Here is a 20776-nt window from a genome sequence, read left to right as displayed (position 1 = left end):
GCGCGGGTGGAGCAGGGAAAATGCACCGTTCGCACACCCGATCGGGACCCGCCCGCCAGGGCGATCCCGACGGGACGCTTAGTGTAGCCTTACCTAACTACTGACCTTCTCCGGAGGACACGCATGCTCACTGGGGGTCCGACCGGAGGCCAAGTCCTCCGGCGCGCGATCGGAGGCCAGCGACAGCGCGTCGCGGGGTCCTCACTGCTCGGGATGACACACCAGGGCTGCGAGGCCATGGTGCCCGTGGTCATCGGCGTGGTGATCGACCGGGCCGTGGCCACCGGCGACACCGGCGCCCTGGTGCGCTGGCTGGTGGTGCTCGCCGCCCTGTTCCTCGCCCTCTCCACCTCCTACCGGTTCGGTGCCCGGATCGCCGAACGGGCAGGCGAGGAGGCCGCCCACGGACTGCGGGTGGCCCTCGGCGCCCGGGTCCTCGACCCGCGCGGCGGCGCCGAGACCGGCCGGCTGCCCGGCGAACTCACCAACATCGCCACCGACGACGCCCGCCGCGTCGGCACCGTGGCCACCATGATGTCCTTCGGCATCGCCGCCCTCGCCGGACTGGTGATCAGCGCGGTGGCCCTGCTCCGCATCTCGGTCCCGCTCGGCCTCCTCGTCCTGCTCGGCATCCCGCCGCTGCTCTGGCTCGGCCACCGCATCAGCATGCCCCTGGAGCAGCGCAGCGAGGTCGAGCAGGACAAGGCCGCGCACGCCTCCGGCGTCGCCGCCGACCTGGTCACCGGACTCCGGGTGCTCAAGGGCATCGGCGCCGAGTCCGCGGCCGTCTCCCGCTACCGGCGGACCAGCCGGGACTCCCTCTCCGCCGCCCTGCGCGCCGCCCACAGCCGGGCCGGCCACGAGGGCGCGGTGCTCGCCCTCACCGGGCTGTTCATCGCGGGCATCGGCATCGCCGGCGCCTACCTGGCCATGGACGGCTCCATCAGCGTCGGCGAACTGGTGGCCGCGGTCGGCCTCGCCCAGTTCCTCCTCGGCCCCTTCCAGATGCTCACCTGGGTGAACGCCGAGTTCGCACAGGGCCGGGCCTCGGCCCGCCGGATCGCCGAAGTCCTCGACGCGCCGCCCGCCGTGACGGCCGGCGAGACCGCGCTGCCCGACCACCCCGCCGGAGGACTCCGGCTGCGCGGGGTCGCCTTCGGCGAACTCCACGGCGTCGACCTGGACGTCCGCCCCGGCGAGTTCCTGGGGGTGGTGGCCCGCGACCCCGCCGTCGCCCGGGACCTGCTGCTCTGCCTGGCCCGGGAGGCCGACCCCGCGGAGGGCAGCATCGAGCTCGACGGTGTGTCACTGACCGAGCTGGACCCGGCCGCCGTCCGCGGCGCCGTCCGGGTGGCGCACCATGACGCCGCCCTGTTCGAGAGCACCCTGCGGGACAACGTACGGGCCGGCGCCGGCCCGGCCGGCCCGGAGGCCGACACCGCCGTGGCGGGGGCACTGCGCGCCGCCGCCGCCGACGAGGTCGCCCGCACCCTGCCCGACGGGGCCGACACCCTGCTCGCCGAACGCGGCCGGTCGCTGTCCGGCGGCCAGCGGCAGCGGGTGGCCCTGGCCCGCGCGCTCGCCGCGGACCCGGCCGTACTGGTCCTGCACGACCCCACCACCGCGGTGGACGCGGTCACCGAATCGGTGATCGCCGGCCGGCTCCGGGAGATCCGCGCCGGCCGCACCACCGTGCTGGTCACCACCAGCCCCGCCCTGCTCACCGTCACCGACCGGGTGGTCGTCCTGGACGGCGGCACGGTCGCCGCCGACGGCACGCACACCGGCCTGGTCGCCGAGGACGAGGCCTACCGCACGGCGGTGCTGGCATGACCGCCACCGACGAGACGACGGACCCCACGATGACCGTGCCCCCCGGTGACCCCGCCGCCCCCGCGGCCCCCGCCGCCCCGGAGCGGGACCTGCTGCCCGTGGCCACCGGCGCCCGCACCCTGGCCGCCCTGCGCACCATGGTCCGCGGCCACCGCGCGCTGGCCGGGTCCGCGCTCGCGGTCCTGCTGTTCGGCACCGGGATCGGCCTGCTGACCGCCCCGCTGCTCGGCCGGATCGTCGACCTGGTCGCGGAGGACCGCGGCACCGACGCCCTGACCGTGCCGCTGGTCCTGCTGGTCCTGGTCGCCCTCGGCCGGGGCGCCGCCACCGCGGCCGGCAGCGCCCTGGTCGCCCGGCTGGGCGAGACCGTGCTCGCCGCCCTGCGCGAGCAGTTCATCGAGCGGGCGCTGCGGCTGCCGCTGGAGCGGGTGGAGAAGGCCGGCTCCGGCGACCTGGTCTCCCGGGTCACCGGGGACGTCAGCCTGATCGCCCGCTCGGTGCGCCAGGCCCTGCCCGAGTTCAGCCGCTCGGTACTCACCATCACCCTGACCCTGGCCGGACTCGCCGTGCTGGACTGGCGGTTCCTGCTGGCCGTACTGCCCGCGATCCCGGTGCAGGTCCTGGCGGTCCGCTGGTACCTGCGCGGCGCGGTGCCGGTCTACTCGGCCCACCGGGTCGCCACCGGCGCCCTCCAGCACCAGCTGCTGGACAGCGTGGGCGGGGCCCGGACCGTACGGGCCTTCGGGCTGAACGGCGAGCACACCGGCCTGATCGAGGACCGTTCCCGCAAGGCCGTGGACCTGTCCCTGCGCGGGATCCGCCTGGTGACCGGGTTCTTCGCCCGGCTCAACCTGGCCGAGTTCATCGGCCTCGGCTCCCTGCTGGTGACCGGGTTCTTCCTGGTCGACTCCGGCGCGGTCAGCATCGGCACGGCCACCGCCGCGGCCCTCTACTTCCACAGCCTGTTCAACCCGATCAACGCCGCCCTGGTGCTGCTGGACGACGTGCAGTCCGCCGGGGCCAGCCTGACCCGGCTGGTCGGGGTCTGCGAACTGCCCGCCGAGGAGGAGCCGGAGCAGCCGCCCCGGCCCGCCGACGGCTCGGTGACGGTGTCCGGCCTCGGCCACGCGTACGTGGACGGACACCCGGTCCTGAGCGAGGTGGAGCTGACCGTGCGGTCCGGGGAACGGGTGGCGCTGGTCGGCGCCAGCGGCGCCGGCAAGACCACCCTCGCCAAACTGATCGCCGGGGTGCACCGGCCCTCGGAGGGCACCGTCGCGCTCGGCGGCGCCGACTCCCGGGAACTCGGTCCGGCCGGGCTGCGCCGGGCCGTCAGCCTGATCAGCCAGGAGGTCCACGTGTTCGCCGGACCGCTGGCCGAGGACCTCCGGCTGGCCCTGCCCGGCGCCACCGACGGCGAACTGACCGCCGCCCTGGACGCGGTGGGGGCACTGGGCTGGGTCGAGGCCCTGCCCGAGGGGCTCGCCACCGTGGTCGGCGAGGGCGGGCACCAGCTGACCGTCACCCAGGCCCAGCACCTGGCCCTGGCCCGGCTGGTCCTGGCCGACCCGCCGGTGGCCATCCTCGACGAGGCCACCGCCGACGCCGGCAGCGCCGGTGCCCGCACCCTGGAGACGGCCGCCCTCCAGGCCCTCCGGGGCCGCACCGGGCTGATGGTGGCCCACCGGCTGCCGCAGGCCGCGACCGCGGACCGGGTGGTCGTCCTGGACCGGGGCCGGATCGTCGAGACCGGTTCGCACGAGGAACTGGTCGAGGCGGGCGGCCGCTACGCCGAACTCTGGTCCGCCTGGTCCGCGACCCGCACCCCCCGCATCCCCACCCAGGGCTGACCCCCCTCCCCCGAGCCCGGCCCCCTTCCCCCACCCCCCGGGGGGAAGGGGGCCGGCCCTTTTCGCCCGCGGGCCTGGGTACGGTCCCGCGTACGGGGAGCCGGTCCTGCGAGGCACCCGGAGGCCCCCGGGCAGGCCGAAGCCCCCGGCCGCGGGAAGCGGAGGCCGGGGGCTTCGGAGCGGGGCGGGCCTTGCGGCCCGGGGGTCAGGCCTGCTGGGCGGCGACCAGGCTGGCCGGGCGGAGGTCCGTCCAGTGGGTCTCCACATAGGTCAGGCAGGCGTCCCGGGTGTCCTCGCCGAAGACCGTGCGCCAGCCGGCCGGCACCTCGGCGAAGGAGGGCCAGACCGAGTGCTGGTTCTCGTCGTTCACCAGGACCAGGAATCGGCCCTGCGGGTCCTCGAACGGGTTGGTGCTCATGCGGTCTCACTCCTCGTGGACATGGCGGTCATGACGGTGGACAGCTCGGAGAGCGGCTGTCCGGGATCGGCCACTGCGTGGCGCAGCAGCGCGTGAAGTTCTCCGGCCAGCCGGGCCGCCTTGTCGGCGCCCAGCAGGTCGGTGGCGTGGATCAGTTCGCAGTGCACGGGGCCGGCACCGCGCGGTTCGTAGAAGCTGAGGGTCAGCTCGGCCTTCGCCGAGCCGGTCGGCACGGCGTGGAACGCGCCCACACCGCCCTCCAGCTGCCCGAGGTCCGCCTGCTCGTGGTGGATCACCATCACCTGCGGGCCGGAGGCCGGCAGCCCGGTCGCCCGGACCACCGCGTCGAACGGGACGTCCTGCCGGTCCAGGGCGCTCAGGGTGGTCTCCCGGACCCGGCCCAGCAGTTCGGCGAAGGTCGGGTCGCCCGAGGTGTCGGTGCGCAGCACCACGGTGTTGAAGAAGCAGCCGACCAGATCGGCGAGCCGGTCGTCGCCCCGGCCGGCGACCATGGTGCCGATGGGCAGGTCGGTGCCCGCGCCGTGGGCCGTCAGCAGGGCCGACAGGGCCGAGTGCAGCACCATGAACATGCTGGTGCCGGTGGACTGGGCGAGCGCGTCGATCCGTTCGTGCAGGTCCTCGTCGAGGACGAAGGACACGTAGTCGCCGCCGGGGCCGCAGACCTCCGGCGCCGCCGGGCGGGGCCGGTCGGCGGGCAGGGCGAGCAGTTCCGGGATCCCGGCCAGGCGCTTCCGCCACCAGTCGAGCTGGCGGCCGCCGGCGCCGTTCGGGTCGGCGGGGTCGCCGAGCACCTCGTGCGCCCAGTCCGCGTAGTCGGCGTAGGAGACCGGCAGCGGCTCCCAGCGGGGGGCCTCGCCGCGGGCGCGGGCCTCGTAGGCCTCGGTGAGGTCGCGGAACAGCGGGACCACGGACCATTCGTCCACGGCCAGGTAGTGGGCCGTGATCAGCAGGGCCTGGCCGCCGTCCGCCCCGGTGAGCAGCCGGGCCCGCAGCGGGGCCTCGCCGCTCAGGTCGGGGTGGAGCGCGGCGAGTTCGGCGAGCCGGGCGTCCAGGTCGGCGCAGGTCTCGGTGGCCAGCTCCGGGTGCGGGGCGGGCTGCCGGAGGAGGGTGCCGTCGCGTTCGGTGAACCGGGTGCGCAGCGGCTCGTGGCGCAGGACCACGTCGTCGAGGGCGGCGGCCAGCACGGCCGCGTCCAGGGCTCCGGGCGAGCGGAGCACCAGGCCGTGGTCGAAGCCGTCCCACTGCCGGTGCGCGGACCACTGCCAGCGCTGTACGGGGGCGGCGGCGCCCTCCGCGCCGGCCGGGCGGGGCCCGGCGGGGCGGAGCGCCGGGCGGGCGGCGGCCGCGCCGTCCAGCTTCGCGGCCAGTCCGGCGACGGTCAGGGCGTCGAAGACGTCGCGGATGCTGAGCTCGGCCCCGAACTCGGTGCGGATCCGGCCGAGCAGGCGCATGGAGGCCATGGAGTGGCCGCCCAGGGCGAAGAAGTTGTCGTGGATGCCGACGGTGTCCAGCTTGAGGATCTCGCCGAACAGGTCCGCCAGGCGGGCCTGGGTGGCGTTGGCCGGTCGGGCGTCGCCGGTCATGCCGGTCCAGTCGGGGGCGGGCAGCGCCTTCTGGTCGAGCTTGCCGTTGGGGGTCAGCGGCAGCGGGCCGTCGAGCGGGACCACCAGGGCGGGAACCATGTACTCGGGCAGTCGGGCGGCCACGTGGGCCCGCAGGTCCTGCGGGTCGAAGGAGGCGCCCCGCTCGGGGACCGCGTAGCCGACGAGGCGGACGATGTCCCCGTCCCGGTCGGGCAGCACGGTGGCCTGGGAGACGGCCGGGTGGCCGGCCAGGGCCGCCTCGATCTCGCCGAGTTCGATGCGGAAGCCGCGGATCTTGACCTGGGTGTCGACCCGGCCGAGGAAGTCCACGGTGCCGTCGCGGAGCCAGCGGGCCCGGTCGCCGGTGCGGTACATCCGGCTGCCGGGGGCGCCGAACGGGTCGGCGACGAACCGCTCCGCGGTCAGGGCGGCCTTGCCGAGGTAGCCGCGGGCCAGGCCGCGGCCGGACACGTAGAGCTCGCCGACCACGCCGGGCGGGACCGGGGTGAGGGTGTCGTCCAGCACGTAGCAGAGGGTGTTGGGGTCGGGTTCGCCGATCGGGACCCGGCCGACGGGCCGGCCGCCGGCGTGCCGCTCGGGCAGGTAGGGCCAGAGCGTGGAGTTCACGGTGGCCTCGGTGAGCCCGTAGGCGCAGATCAGGCGGGCGGTGGCGCCGAACCGCTCGAAGAGGTCCGGGGGCACGGTCTCGGTGCCGACCAGGATGGTCGACCCCTCGGGGAGTGCGCAGCCGGCCGGCAGGGCGGACACCAGGGACGGCGGCAGGATCATGTGGGTGATCCGCTGCGCGGCCAGGAAGTCGGTCAGGGCCGGGCCGGCGACCCGGGCCTCGTCGGAGATCAGGACGAGCCGGCCGCCGTGGCAGAGCGCCATCACCAGTTCGAAGACGAAGACGTCGAAGCCGATGGAGGCGAACTGCAGGACGCTGCTGTCGGGCCGCAGGCCCATCCGGTCCTCGGCGGTGGCGACCAGGCTGGCGATGCCCTCGTGCGGGAGCACCACGCCCTTGGGGCGGCCGGTGGAGCCGGAGGTGTAGATGACGTACGCGGCCTGGTCGAGGGCGGTCGGCGGGGCGGTCGGCGCGGTGTCGGGCGCCGCGGCCAGTTCGGCGGCGGTGTCCGGGGCGTCGAGCAGCAGCACCGGGACCCCGGGGACCGCGGGGATCTTCCCGGCGACCGGTTCGGTGCCGACGACCAGGGCGGCCCGGGAGTCCTCGATCATGTAGCCGAGGCGGTCGGCGGGGTGCACCAGGTCCAGCGGGAGGAAGGCGGCGCCGAGCTTCAGCGCGGCCAGCACGGTGGCGACCATGTCGGCGGAGCGGGGGACGGCCACGCCGACCACGCTCTCGGCGGCCACCCCGCGGGCGGCCAGCAGCCGGGCGATCCGGTTGGCCCGGCGGTCGAGTTCGGCGTAGCCGACCTCGGTGCCGCCCTCGACCACGGCGACCGCGTCCGGCTGCCGGGCCACGAGCCGGTCGAAGAGCACCGGCAGGGTGGCCTCCTCGACCTCGCGGGCGGTGGAGTTGAACCCCTCAAGGACCAGCCGGCGTTCGTCCTGGGCGAGGATCCGGGTGGTGGAGACGGGACGGTCCGGCGCGGCGGCGACGGCGGCGAGCAGCAGCCGCAGCCGGTCGCCGATGCCCTCGGCGGTCTCCCGGTCGAAGAGCTCGTCGGCGAACTCCAGCCGGCAGAGCAGGGATCCGGGGCCGCCGTCGGCGGTGCTCTGCTCGGTGAAGCTGAACACCAGGTCGAACTTGGCGGAGCGGATCCGGAAGGGCACGTACTCCACGCCCAGTCCGGCCAGGTCCAGTTCGCCCTCGGTGCGGGCGTGGTAGCCGACCATCACCTGGAACAGCGGGTTGCGGGCCAGCGAGCGGGTCGGGTTGAGCTTCTCCACGACGGCCTCGAAGGGGACGTCGGAGTGCGAGAAGGCGGCCAGGTCGGTGTCCCGGACCCGGGCGAGCAGCTCGGTGAAGCTGGGGTCCCCGCTCAGGTCGGTGCGCAGCACCAGGGTGTTGACGAAGAAGCCGACGAGTTCGTCGAGGGCTTCGTCGCCGCGGCCGGCGATGGGCGAGCCGAGCGGGATGTCGGTGCCGGCGCCCATCCGGTGGAGCAGGGTGGCGACGGCCGCGTGCAGCACCATGAACATGCTGGCGCCGCTGTCCTTGGCCAGCTTCCGCAGGCCCTGGTGGGCGGCGGGGTCGACGGTGACGTCGAGCTCGGCGCCGGTGAAGGCCGGGCGGGCCGGGCGCGGCCGGTCGGTGGGCAGCTCCAGTTCCTCGGGGGCGCCGTCCAGGGTGCGCTGCCAGTAGTCGAGCTGGCGGGCGGCCAGGCTCTGCGCGTCCTCGGGGTCGCCGAGCAGCCGGCGCTGCCAGAGCGCGTAGTCGGCGTACTGGACCGGCAGCGGCTCCCAGGCGGGGGCGGTGCCGGAGCGGCGGGCCGCGTAGGCGGCGGCCAGGTCGCCGAGGAAGGGGCGGTCGGACCATTCGTCGGTGGTGATGTGGTGGAGCAGGACCACCACCACGTGGTCCTCCGGGGTGACCTCGATGACGGTGACCCGCAGCGGGAGTTCGGTGGCCAGGTCGAAGGGCCGGTTGATGGCCGCGTCGACCAGGGCGGCGGTCCCCTCCTCGGTGGCCCGCAGGTGGTCCACCGGCGGGTGGGCCTGCCCGGCGGGCAGCACCCGCTGGTAGGCCTGGCCGTCGCGGGTGGCGAACAGGGTGCGCAGGGCCTCGTGGCGGTCGGCGACGTCGGCGAGGGCGGCCCTCCAGGCGGAGGTGTCCAGGCTGCCGCGCAGCCGCATCACCAGCGGGAAGTTGTAGGCGGCCGAGGTGGACTCCAGCTGCTGGATCACCCACAGCCGCTGCTGGGCGTGCGAGAGCGGGAGTTCCCCGGGGCGTTCCCCGGCGGTGAGGGCGGGGCGGGCGGCGCCCTGCGCGGTGTCGGCGCGCTCGACGAGTTCGGCGACCGTGCGGGCCTCGAAGAGGTCGCGGATGGCCAGTTCGGCGTCGAGGGCGGTACGGGCCCGCCCGATCAGCCGGGTGGCGAGGAGGGAGTGGCCGCCGAGTTCGAAGAAGTCGGCGTCGATGCCGACGCTGCCCTCGGGGAGGCCGAGGACCGAGGCGAACAGCGCGGCCAGGGTCTCCTCGCGCGGGTTGCGGGGGGCCCGGCCGGCGCCGGCGGCGGCGAACTCGGGGGCCGGCAGGGCCTTGGTGTCGAGCTTGCCGTTGACGGTCAGCGGCAGGGTGTCGACGGTGACCAGGGCGGCCGGGACCATGTAGTCGGGCAGGACGGCCTTGAGGTGCTCGCGCAGGCTCCGGTCGAAGTCCTCGCCGCGGGCGGCGGTCTGCTCCGGGACCACGTAGCCGACCAGGCGCTTGCCGCCGGCCCGCTCCGCGACGACGACGGCGGCGTGCGCCACCTCGGGGTGCGCGGACAGGGCGGTGGAGATCTCGCCGAGCTCGATCCGGTATCCGCGGATCTTGACCTGGTCGTCGGTGCGGCCCAGGAAGTCGATCAGCCCGTCGGGGCGCTGGCGGACCAGGTCGCCGGTGCGGTACATGCGCTCGCCGGGGGCTCCGAACGGGTCGGCGACGAACCGTTCGGCGGTGAGGCCGGGACGGTCGTGGTAGCCGCGGGCCAGGCCGGTGCCGGCGATGTACAGCTCGCCGGGGCAGCCCGGCGGGACCGGGCGGAGCATGGCGTCCAGGACGTAGCCGCGGGTGTTGCGGATGGGGCGGCCGACGGTGGGGGTGGCGCTGTCGCCGGTGGATCCGCCGAGGGTGTTGATCGTGTACTCGGTGGGGCCGTAGAGGTTGTAGCCGTAGGTGCCGTCGGTGTCGGCGAGCCGGTTCCAGACGGTGTCGGAGACGGCCTCGCCGCCGAGCAGGACCAGGGCGGGCCGGTGCCTGCCGGCCGCCTCGTCCTGGTCGAGGAGGCCCTCCTCGATCAGCAGCTGGGCGTAGGTGGGGGTGACGTTGACGACGTCGACCCGGTTCCGGTCGCAGTAGGCGACCAGGGCTTCGGCGTCGCGGCGCAGTTCCTCGTCGCAGACGTGCACCTCGTGGCCCTCGACCAGCCAGAGGAGCTCTTCCCAGGACATGTCGAAGGCGAAGGAGACGGTGTGCGCGATGCGCAGCCGCCGGCCGCCGGCCGAGGCGATGGCCGGGTCGAACACCTCGGTCTGGTGGTTGAGCTGCATGTTCGTCAGGCCGCGGTAGGGGGTGACGACGCCCTTGGGCTTGCCGGTGGAGCCGGAGGTGTAGATGACGTAGGCGGGGTGCTCCAGCCGGCCCGGGGTGCCGTGCGCGAAGGCGGGGCGTTCGGCGTCGGTGACGGCTGCGTCGGGGAGGGCGGCCAGTTCGGCGGCGACGGCCGGGTCGTCGAGGGCGACCTCGGGGGCCAGCGGGCCGTCCCCGGCGCGCAGGGTGGGGGCGACCGCGGTGGTGGTGAGCAGGCACAGCGGCCCGGTGTCCTCGACCATCAGACGGAGCCGGTCGGCGGGGTGGTCCAGGTCCAGCGGCAGGTAGGCGGCGCCGGTGCGGAGGACCGCGAACAGGGCCACGACCATCTCGATGGAGCGGGGCAGGGCCAGGGCCACGGTCTGCTCGGGGGCGGCGCCGCGGGCCAGCAGCAGCCGGGCCAGCCGGTTGATGCGGCCGTCGAGTTCGGCGTAGCTGAGGGCGGTGTCGCCGAAGACCAGGGCGACGGAGTCCGGGGTGCGGGCGGCCTGGTCGGCGAGCAGGTCGGCGACGGTCTCGTCGGGGACCGGCTCGTTGCTGGCGGCCCAGGCGGCGGTGAGGGAGGCGTGCTCGTCGGGGAGCAGCAGGTCGAGGGTGCCGACCGGGGCGGTGAGGTCGCCCAGGAGGCGTTCCACCAGGGTCCGGTAGCGGCCCAGGGTGGCGGCGGCCTGGTCGTCGTCGATCAGGTCGGGGCGGTACTCCAGCTTGAGCTGGACCCGCTCGGCCGGGTTGACGATCAGTGTCATCGGGTAGTGGGTGGCGTCGACGCTGCCGACCCCGGTGATGCCGTGCCGTTCGGTGAGCTCGCGGAAGGCGCCCTCGTCGGCGAAGTTCTGCAGGACGTACAGGGTGTCGAAGAGGACGGGGTGGCCGCCGGCCCGCTGGAGTTCGGCGAGGCCCAGGTACTCGTGGTCCATCAGGGCCATGCGCTCGGACTGCACCCGGCGCAGCAGCTCGCCGACGCTCTCCTCCGGGCGCAGGGTGATCCGCAGCGGGACGGTGTTGAGGAACATGCCGATGGTGGTGTCGGCGCCCGGCACCTCGGCGGGGCGGCCGGCGACGGTGGCGCCGAAGACCACGTCGTGGCGGCCGACGGCGGCGGACAGCACCAGGGCCCAGGCGGCGGAGAGCACCGCGTTGATGGTCAGGCCGTGGGCGCGGGCGGAGGAGCGCAGCCGGTCGCTGAGGTCGGCGCCCAGGTCCAGGGAGTGGCGGCGCGGGATGGTGGGTTCGCCGCCGCGGCCGCGGGCGACCAGGGTGGGCTCGTCCAGTCCGGCCAGGGCGGTCCGCCAGGTGTCCCGGGCGGTGTCAAAGTCGCGTCCGTCGAGCCAGGCGAGGTAGTCGCGGTAGCTGCCGGGGGTGCGCATCCCCGTGTCGTCGCCGGCGGCGGCGTACAGGGCGAGGAGTTCGTCGAGGAACAGGGACTGGGACCAGCCGTCCCAGGCGACCAGGTGGTGGCTGAGCATCAGCCGGTCGGCGGTGTCGGTGAGCCGGATCAGGTGGAGCCGGAACAGCGGGGGGCGGGCCAGGTCGAAGCGGCGCAGCCGGTCGGTGTCGGCGATCTCGGTGAGCCGTTCCCGGCGCTGTTCCTCGGTGAGGCCGCGCAGGTCGGTCTCGGTGAGCGGTACGTCGATCTCGGCGGCGGGGGCGAGGAACTGCACGGGGGCGGGCAGGCCGTCGGCGGTGATGCCGACGCACAGTCCGGGGTGCCGGGCGAGGAGGGCGGCGCAGGCGGCGCGCAGCCGGTCGGCGTCCAGCCGGGTGCCGAAGTCGAAGCAGTCCTGGGCGGTGTAGACGTCCAGGCCCTCGGTGTCGTAGCTGGCGTGGAAGTGGATGCCCTCCTGGAGGGGGGACAGCGGCCAGATGTCGGCGACCGGGACCGGGCTGAGCTCCTCGACCCGGTCGATCTCGGCCTGGGTCAGCCGGACCAGCGGCAGGTCGGAGGGGGTGAGGCCGCGGGTGGCGCGGTCGGCGGGGCCGGCCTGGGCGATCAGGTCGGCCAGGGCGGCGGTCCAGGCGTCGGCGAGGGAGCGGACGTCGTCCTCGGACAGGGCCCGGCCGGCCGGCCAGGTCCAGGTGGCCCGCAGTTCGGGGCCGTCCGGGGTCTCCGCGCAGACCGCGTTGACCTGGAGCGGGTAGGGCATGGCCAGGTCGGCGTCCGGTTCCACGGCCAGCGCGTCGGACTCGGCGGCGGGGGCCCAGTCGACGCTCTGGTCGGCGGGCAGCCGGCCGAAGTAGTTGAACAGCACCTGGGCGGTGGACAGCCGGGCGAAGACGGGGGCGAGCTGCGGGTTGAGGTAGCGCAGCATGCCGTAGCCGGCGCCGGAGTCGGGGGCCGAGCGGACGGCCTCCTTGACCAGCTTGAGGGTGTCCAGGGCCGCCTCGCCGGCGGCGGGCAGCCGGACCGGGTGCAGTGCGGTGAACCAACCGACGGTGCGGGACAGGTCCAGGGAGGTGCCGTCGCGGCCGTGCCGTTCGAGGTCGACCAGGAGGTCGGCCGGGGCGGTGGCGCCGCGGTCGGCCTGCCAGCGGGACACGGCCAGCCGCAGGGCGGCGAGCAGCACCTCGGTGACGTCGGCGCCGGCGGTGGCCGGGACGGCGGTCAGCAGGGCGCGGGTGTCCTCGGCGGACAGGGTGACGGTGTGGTCCCGGGCGGTGCCGGCGGTGCCGGTCCGGTCGGCGCCGGGGAGGAGTTCGGCGCCGGGGGCCAGGGTCTGGGCCCAGTAGGGCAGTTCGGCCTGGCGCTGCGGGGAGGTGGCCTGTTCGGCGGTCTCCCGGGCGAACCGGCGCAGCGAGGTCGGTACGGGTTCCAGCGCGGGGCGCTCGCCGCGGGCGACGGCCGCCCAGGCGGCGGCGAGGTCGCCGAGCAGGATGCGCCAGGACACCCCGTCCATCACCAGGTGGTGGACGACCAGCAGCAGCCGGCCGGGGGTGCCGCTGCCGGTGTCGAACCAGACGGCCCGGAGCATCGCCCCGGTGTCGGGGTCGAGGCGGTCGGCGGCGGCGTCGGACTCGGTGGCGATCAGGGCGCGCAGGGCGGTGTCGTCGAGTCCGGCGGCGTCCACGCGGTGCAGCAGGGCGGCGGCGTCCACGCTGCCGGCCGGGGTGGTGACGGCGGACCACAGGGCCGGGATGGCCGGTCCGAGGTCCATCCGGGTCAGCCGCTGGCGCAGTCCGTCGTGCTGGTCCAGGACGGCCCGGAGGACCTGCGCGAGGGTGTCGGCGGTGGCTCCGGCGGGCGACTGGAGGAGCATCGACAGGTTGAACCGGCCGATGGGGCCGCCGTCCTCGCGGAGCTGGTGGACGATCGGGAGCAGGGTGATGTCGCCGATGCCGTCGGTGTCGGCGGCGGGCGCGGCGGTGTCGGAGGTGTCCGCAGTGGCGGCGGCCAGGGCCGCCGGGGTGCGGTGCTCGAAGACCTCGCGGGGGCTGACCGCGAGGCCGGCCTTGCGGGCCCGGCCGGACACGGACATGGAGAGGATGCTGTCGCCGCCGAGCATGAAGAAGTCCTCGTCGGCGTCGACCTCTTCGAGGCCCAGGACCTCAGCGAAGATCTCGCGGAGCCGCTGCTCGCGGCCTTCCCGGCTGTCGGCGGCCGGGCGGGCGGTGCGGCCGGGGCGGCGGCGGGCCTGGGGGGCCGGCAGGGCCTTGAGGTCGGTCTTGCCGCCGGGGGTCAGGGGCAGCGCGTCCAGGGCCACCAGGTGGCTGGGGACCATCGGGGCGGGCAGCTTGGCGGCCAGCGCGGTGCGCACGGCCTCGGTGTCGAACCCTTCGGCGGGGCGGCCCTGGGCCGGGACCAGATAGGCCACCAGCTGCTTGGTGCCGCGCTCGTCGTCGCGGGCGACGACCACCGCGTCCGCGACGGCCGGCTCGTCCCGCAGTCGGGCTTCGATTTCCCCGAGTTCCACTCGGTTTCCCCTGATCTTGACCTGGTGATCGGTGCGCCCGAGGTAGGTGAGCACACCGTCTTCGCTGAACTGGACCATGTCCCCGGTGCGGTACATCCGCGCCCCGGGGGTGCCGAACGGGTCGGCGACGAACCGCTCGGCGGTGAGCGCCGGGCGTCCGTGGTAGCCGCGGGCCAGCTGGGCTCCCGCGAGGTAGAGCTCGCCGGGCTCGCCCGGGGCGACCTGGCGGAGGTAGCGGTCGAGGACGAGGAGGCGGGTGTTCCACACCGCGCGCCCGATGGGCACGGTGGGTCCCCCGGCCGGTTCGCCGCCGGCTTCCCAGCTGGTGACCTGGATGACGGCCTCGGTGGGCCCGTACACGTTGTGGAGGGGCACTCCGGTGCGGTCCCGCCAGCGCGCGGCGAGCGGGACGGGGAGGGCCTCGCCGCCGCTGAAGGCGCGGCGCAGGCTGCTCCACCAGGGGGTGCCGGGCACCTCCTCGGCGAGCAGCGCGGTGTAGAGGGAGGGCACCAGGTCGACGTTGGTGACCCGCTCGTCGCGGATGAGTCCGGCGAGGTAGGCCGGGTCGCGGTGGCCGTCGGGCCGGGCGATGACCACGGTGCCGCCGGTGAGCAGCGGTACGAAGATCTCCTGGACCGAGGGGTCGAAGCTGGTGGAGTACTGGTGCAGCACCCGCTCCCCGGGGCCGAAGCCGAACTCGGCTGCGGTCCAGGCGAGTTGGCCGACGACGGCCTGGTGGGGGACGACGACGCCCTTGGGCAGGCCGGTGGAGCCGGAGGTGTAGATCAGATAGGCGGCGGCGCCGGGGGCCACGGCGGGCAGCTCGGCGGCCGGGCTCACGGCCTCCTCGGTGCCGTCGCCGGCGCCTTCGGCGTCGACGAGCAGGGTGGTGGTGCCGGCCGGCAGCGGCAGCCGGGCCAGGGCCTCGGCGGTGGTGACCACGGTCCGGGCGCCGGAGTCGGTGAGCAGGTGCCGGACCCGGTCGGCCGGGTAGTCCACGTCCACCGGCAGATAGGCGGCGCCGGCCTTGAGGACACCGAGCAGTGCGGTGAGGTTCCCGGCGGAGCGGGGCACGGCGACGGCGACCACGGACTCGGGGCCGATGCCCCGGGCGGCCAGCCGGTGGGCCAGCGTACGGGCGCGGGCGTCGAGTCCGGCGTAGCTGGTGGCACGGCCCCCGTCGATCAGTGCCGCGGCGTCGGGGGTGCGGCGGGCCTGGGCCTCGAAGGCCCCGTGCAGGGTGCCGGCGGGCAGGTCGCGGGCGGCGCCGGTGAGGGCGGCCAGGGTGCCGGAGAGCTCGGCGGGGGCCTGGGTGGCGAGCCGGCCGACGGGCCGCTCCGGTTCGGCGGCGAGGGTGCCGAGCAGGGCCCGGAGGCGGTCGGCGAAGCGTGCGGCGGCGGGGCCGTCCAGCCGGGCCGGGTCGTGGTCCAGCTGGAGCCGGAGCCGGCTGCCGGGCAGCACGGTGAGGGCCAGCGGGTAGTGCACGGAGTCCTGGATCTCGGAGCCGAGGATCCGGATCAGGCCCTGCGGGTCGGTGGGTTCCGCGGTCTCGGGCAGGTTCTCCACCACGACGAGCGCGTCGAACAGGTCGGCGCGGCCGACGGCCCGCTGGATCTCGGCGAGGCCCAGGTGCTGGTGGTCGAGCAGCTCGGCCTGGCCGTCCTGGAAGGCGGCGAGGACCTCGGCCAGCGGCTGTCCGGGCTGCCAGGCCAGCCGGGCGGGCACGGTGTTGATGAGCAGGCCGACCAGGGACTCGATGCCCGGGACGGGGGCCTGGCGGCCGGACACGGTGGTGCCGATGACGAGGTCCTGGGTGCCCGTGACATCGCCGAGCAGCAGGCCGAAGGCGCCCTGGACGGCGGTGGACAGGGTGAGGCCCAGTCCGCGGAGCCGGGCGGTGAGCGCCGCGGTCTCCGTCTCGGTCAGGTCCAGGACGATCCGGGCGGACCCGGTGGCGGCCGGGTCCGCGGCGCGCACCGGCAGGCCGGCGGGCGCGTCGAGTCCGGCCAGCGCGGTGCGCCAGGCGGTACGGGCCTGCTCGCGGTCGCGGCCGGCCAGCCAGCCGGTGTAGGCGCGGTAGGCGGGGTCGGGGTCGGCGGCCGGGGCGGGGGTGCCGGGGCGGTAGCCGTCCAGGAGCTCCCGCATGACCAGGGAGACGGACCAGCCGTCCACCACGATGTGGTGCATGGTCAGCACCAGCAGGGAGCGTTCGGCGCCGAGCCGGACCAGGGCGGCCCGGAGCAGCGGCGGGGTGCCGAGGTCGAAGCCGTGGTCGCGTTCGGCGGCCGCGGTCTCCTCGGTGGCGGCGGCCTGCCGGTCCGGGTGCTGGCCGGTCAGGTCGGTGAAGGTCCAGGGCAGGTCGACCTGTTCGGCGACCACCTGGACCACCGGGCCGTCCGGGTGCTGGCGGAAGGCGGCGCGCAGCAGCGGGTGGCGGTCCAGGAGCCGCTGGACGGCGGTCCGCAGGGCCTCGGGGTCCACGTCGCCGCCGAGTTCCACGATGTCCTGGACGGCGTAGCCGCCGGCCGCGGAGGATCCTTCGCGGTCCATGGCCGCATGGAAGAAGAACCCTTCCTGCAACGGGGTGGCCGGGACCACGTCGAGGAGGGCGCCGATCCCGTCGGAGAACTCGGCCCGTTCCTCCCCGGTCAGCGGGACCAGGGAGAACGGTTCGGGCAGCGCGGCCGCGGCCGGGGCCGCCGCCGGGGCGTCGCCGGCGGCGCGGGCCAGCGCGGCGACCGTGCGGAGCCGGAAGACCTCGCGGGGGCTGATGGTGATCCCGGCCGCGCGGGCCCGGGTGACCAGCTGGATGGCGACGATGCTGTCGCCCCCGAGCTCGAAGAAGCTGTCGTGGACACCGACCGAGGGCAGTCCGAGGACCTCGGCGAACAGCCCGGCCAGGGCGGCCTCGACCGGGGTGGCCGGGGCGGCGTCGCCGGTCATGGCGGTCCACTGCGGGTCCGGGAGGGCGCGGGCGTCCAGCTTGCCGTTGGGGGTGAGCGGCAGCGGGCCGTCCAACCGGACCACGGCCGAGGGCACCATGTAGTCGGGCAGGGACTGGGCGGCCTCGGCGCGGGCGGCGCCCACCGCCGCCTCGGCCGCCTCGGGGGCGAGGGCCGCGTCGGCGACCAGGTAGGCGACGAGCCGCTTGGCGGAGCGCTGGTCCTCGCGGACCAGGACGGCGGCCTGGGCGATGCCCGGGCAGGCCATGAAGGCGCTCTCGATCTCGCCGGGTTCGATGCGGTGGCCGCGGATCTTGATCTGGCCGTCGGCGCGGCCGAGGAAGTCCAGATTGCCCTCGGCGCTCCAGCGGACCCGGTCGCCGGTGCGGTACATCCGGCCGCCGGGCTCCCCGAAGGGATCGGCGACGAACCGTTCGGCGCTCAGTCCGGGGCGGCCGAGGTAGCCGCGGGCCAGGCCTCGGCCGGCCACGTACAGCTCGCCCTCGACGCCGACCGGGACCGGGCGCAGGGCCGAGTCCAGGACGTAGGCGCGGGTGTTGGGGTCGGGCTCGCCGATGGGCACCGGGCCCTGCCAGTCGGCGCGGGCCAGCCACAGGGTGGAGTTCACGCTGGCCTCGGTGAGGCCGTACGCGACGACGATCTGGAGGCGGTGGGCCCAGCGGGCGATCAGCTCGCTCGGAACGGCTTCGGTGCCGACCACCAGGACGCAGCCCTCGGGGAGTTCGCACTCCTCCGGGAGCGCCGACACCAGGGAGGGCGGCAGGATCATGTGGGTGGCCCGGTGGGCCGCGATGTAGTCGGTGAGGGCGGGTCCGGCGACCCGGCGTTCGGCGGGGACCACGATGATCCGGCCGCCGACGCACAGGGACATGACCAGGTCCCAGACGGTCACGTCGAAGCCGACGGAGGCGAACTGGACGACCCGGCTGTCCGGGCCGATGCCGATGCGCTCGGTGGCGGTGGCGATCAGGCTGCCGACACCGTCGTGCGGCACCACCACGCCCTTGGGGCGGCCGGTGGAGCCGGAGGTGTAGATCACGTAGGCGGCCCGGTCGAGCGGGATGTCCAGGCCGAGGGGGGCCGGGTCCTGGGCGGCGAGGGCGGCCGCGGTCTCCGGGGAGTCGAGCAGCAGGAGTTCCGCCCCGGGGACCTCGGGCAGGCCCTCGGCCTGCCCGGCGGCGGTGACCACGGTGCGGGCCCCGGCGTCCTGGAGCATGTAGGCCAGCCGGTCCTGCGGGTGGTCGGAGTCCAGCGGCAGGTAGGCGGCGCCGGTCTTCATCACGGCGAGGAGGGCGGTGACCAGCTCGGGCGAGCGGGGCAGGGCCACGCCGACGACGTCCTCGGCGCCCACGCCGCGGGCGGCAAGCAGCCGGGCGAGCCGGTTGGCGGCGGCGTCCAGTTCGGCGTAGCTGAGCTCGGTGTCCTCGCAGACCAGGGCGACGGCCTGCGGGTCGCGGCGGACCTGGGCCTCGAAGGCGGCCGGCCAGGACAGCTCCGGGGAGTCGCTCGGGGAGACCCCGAAGTCCTCCAGCAGCAGGGTGCGTTCGGCGGCGGTGGTCAGTTCGAGGTGGCCGATCCGGCGGGTGGGGTCCCCGGCGAACTGGTCCAGCAGGGTGCCGAAGCGCTCCTGGTGGGCGACCAGGTCGTCCTCCGCGCACTGGTCGGCGTCGGCGTCGAAGAGGATCCGTACGGCACCGCGGACGGACTCCCCGACGGTGACGGCGAGGTCGCTGACGGCGCCGAGCCACTGGGGGCGCAGGTCCGAGTAGTGGTCCCGGAAGCGGAGCCAGTCGGTGCCGGGGAGGATGTTGACGGTGGGGCCGACGAGTTCGGACACGCCCTCGACCAGGCCCAGTTCCTTGGCCAGGTCCTCGGACCGGTAGCGGCCGTGGGTGACGGCCTCGGCGATCCGCTCGTCGGTCTGGGCCAGCAGCTCGCCGACGGTCATGCCGGGGCGTACGGCGAGCCGCAGCGGCACGATGTTGGAGACCATGCCGGGGACGCCGAGCACCGAGCGGTCCGGCCGGCCGGTGATCGGCATGCCGAGGACCAGGTCCTGTTCGCCGGTGGTCCGGTGCAGATAGGCGGCGACGGCGGCGATCAGCAGCCGGGACACGCGCACACCGGAGACCTGGGCGGCCAGCTTGAGGCGGTCCGTATCGGCCACGGTGAGCTCGGTGGTGCGCCGGAACCGGTGCGAGATGATCTTGTGGCCGGGTTCGACCAGTCGGACCGGCTGCGGCCGGCCGGCCATCCGTTCCAGCCAGTACGCACGGTCGGTGGCGAAGTCCGCGGAGGCACGGTAGGCCTGCTCGGCGGCGGCGAGCCGGCGCACGTCCCAGGAGACCGGGGCGGTGGACCGGGCCCCGGTGTAGAGCTCTCCGGCCCGGCGGGAGAGCAGTCCGATGCTCAGCCCGTCGATGACGAGGTGGTGGTAGCACTGGTGCCACAGCACCCGGTCGTCGGCGAGCCGGATCACGCTGTGAGAGAACAGGGGGCCGTCCGCCAGGGCGGCCGGGCGGGCACGGCGGGCGCCCATCCACTCCCAGGCGGCGTCCTCCGGGTCGGCCTCCGCGCGGAGGTCCACCACGGGCACCTCGACGGGGTGGCGGCGGGGTGTCTGGCGGGGACTGCCGTCGGGGGCCGTCTCGAAGACCACGTGCAGGCAGTCCGCCTCCTCGACCACCTGGCGCACGGCGGCGGCCAGGCGGTCGAGGTCGATGTCACCGCGCAGTTCCAGGGTGAACGAGACGTTGAAGGCCGAGCTGTCCGGCTCGATCTGCTGAGCAAGCCATATACCGGACTGCCCACCGGTGACGGGTATCCCGGCTACGGGATTCCGGTCCGACTCGGCGTCAAACATCGTTCGCAGGCCTTTCCCTGGTCGTGCGTCGGTACTGCCGGGGTGTTACTTGATGGCTTCGAGCCGCGGCACCACCTGGTCGATGGCGTACGGGATGCTCAGCACGGTGCTGAAGGAGAACGCGGCACCGATCTCGGGGTTGTTGTACGGGAGGAACAGGTCCCGCTTCTCCGTGTGGACCTTGGTCTTCTTGTACAGCGGGTCGGCCTTCATGGCCGCCTCGGTGTCGGCGTTGCCGAGCCACACGGTGCGGTCGGCCTCCATCGCGTCGAGGCGCTCGGTGCTGAGGTCGGCGATGTTCTCCTTGCCCAGGGCGGCGCGGTAGGCGTCGGTGGTGCCGAAGCCCAGGCCGGCGAAGAACTTCAGCTTGGGGTCGTTCGGGGAGAACGCGGAGAACTTGCCCGGCTCGTAGGGCTCGCCGATGGCGACGGTCTTGCCCTTCCACTCCGGGTGCTTGTCGGCGGCGGCCTTGAACTTGGCGTCGACGTCGGCGATCAGCTTCTCGGTCTCGGTGCCCTTTCCGAGGGCCTTGCCGATCTGCTGGGTCATCACCTTCCAGTCGGCCTGGTAGTCCTCGGCGCCCTTGGGCTGCGCGACCACCTTGGCGATCTTGGAGAGGGTGTCGTACTGCTCCTTCTTCATGCCCGAGTACTGGGCGACGATCAGGTCCGGCTTGAGGGCCGCGATCTTCTCCATGTTGTACTCGTCGCGCTCGCCGACGATCTGCGGCGGGGTGGAGCCCCACAGGTCCTTCGCCCACGGCCAGTTGCCGTACGGCTTCTCCTTGAACCAGTCCACCGCGCCGACCGGCTTGATGCCGAGGGCGAGGACCGCGTCCTGGTCGGAGAGGCCCAGGGTGACGACCTTCTTCGGGGCGTCGGTGATGGTGGTGCTGCCGTACTTGTGGTCCAGGGTGACCGGGAACGCCCCGGCGGCCTTGGTCTCGCCCGCGGCGGGGGCGGAGGGCTTGGACTCGGCCTTGTCGTCACCGCCGCCGCAGGCGCTCAGGGTGAGGGCTGCGGCGGCGGCGACTGCCACGCGGGGGAGGTTTCTGACGAGGCTCGTCAGCGCGGGGCGCG

The 20776-nt window shown here is 74.9% G+C and carries 5 protein-coding genes; 2 read left to right on the top strand and 3 right to left on the bottom strand.

Annotated features, from left to right (window positions below):
* Positions 1 to 123: 123 nt before the first annotated feature.
* Positions 124 to 1833: an ABC transporter ATP-binding protein gene (locus ACZ50K_RS04775; RefSeq protein WP_468897507.1), complete on the top strand. Its 1710-nt coding sequence runs from the start codon at positions 124 to 126 to the stop codon at positions 1831 to 1833.
* On the top strand, positions 1830 to 3683 hold the full coding sequence (locus ACZ50K_RS04770) for an ABC transporter ATP-binding protein (RefSeq protein ID WP_468897504.1): 1854 nt from the start codon (positions 1830 to 1832) through the stop codon (positions 3681 to 3683). Before ACZ50K_RS04775 ends, ACZ50K_RS04770 begins: the two co-directional genes overlap by 4 nt.
* Before the next feature lie 205 nt (positions 3684 to 3888).
* Here the strand turns inward: ACZ50K_RS04770 and ACZ50K_RS04765 are convergent, their stop codons facing one another.
* Genes ACZ50K_RS04765 through ACZ50K_RS04755 form a run of 3 tightly spaced genes read right to left on the bottom strand, consistent with a single transcriptional unit; the run spans position 3889 to position 20735 of the window.
* On the bottom strand, positions 3889 to 4101 hold the full coding sequence (locus ACZ50K_RS04765) for an MbtH family protein (RefSeq protein ID WP_468897503.1): 213 nt from the start codon (positions 4099 to 4101) through the stop codon (positions 3889 to 3891).
* Complete coding sequence (locus ACZ50K_RS04760; protein WP_468897502.1) at positions 4098 to 19697, bottom strand: amino acid adenylation domain-containing protein; 15600 nt, start codon at positions 19695 to 19697, stop codon at positions 4098 to 4100. Before ACZ50K_RS04760 ends, ACZ50K_RS04765 begins: the two co-directional genes overlap by 4 nt.
* Positions 19698 to 19742: 45 nt before the next feature.
* On the bottom strand, positions 19743 to 20735 hold the full coding sequence (locus ACZ50K_RS04755; RefSeq protein ID WP_468897500.1) for an iron-siderophore ABC transporter substrate-binding protein: 993 nt from the start codon (positions 20733 to 20735) through the stop codon (positions 19743 to 19745).
* Positions 20736 to 20776 lie beyond the last annotated feature (41 nt).

The sequence above is a fragment of the Streptomyces sp. NPDC033845 genome (assembly GCF_055576225.1).
Note: the sequence above shows the minus strand (reverse complement) of the source record. Positions and strands in the feature narration are given on the sequence as shown.

Excerpts from the sequence above, each read along its gene's own strand:
- ACZ50K_RS04775 (WP_468897507.1), top strand. The coding sequence starts at position 124 with ATGCTCACTGGGGGTCCGACCGGAGGCCAAGTCCTCCGGCGCGCGATC.
- ACZ50K_RS04770 (WP_468897504.1), top strand. The coding sequence starts at position 1,830 with ATGACCGCCACCGACGAGACGACGGACCCCACGATGACCGTGCCCCCC.
- ACZ50K_RS04765 (WP_468897503.1), bottom strand. The coding sequence starts at position 4,101 with ATGAGCACCAACCCGTTCGAGGACCCGCAGGGCCGATTCCTGGTCCTG.
- ACZ50K_RS04760 (WP_468897502.1), bottom strand. The coding sequence starts at position 19,697 with ATGTTTGACGCCGAGTCGGACCGGAATCCCGTAGCCGGGATACCCGTC.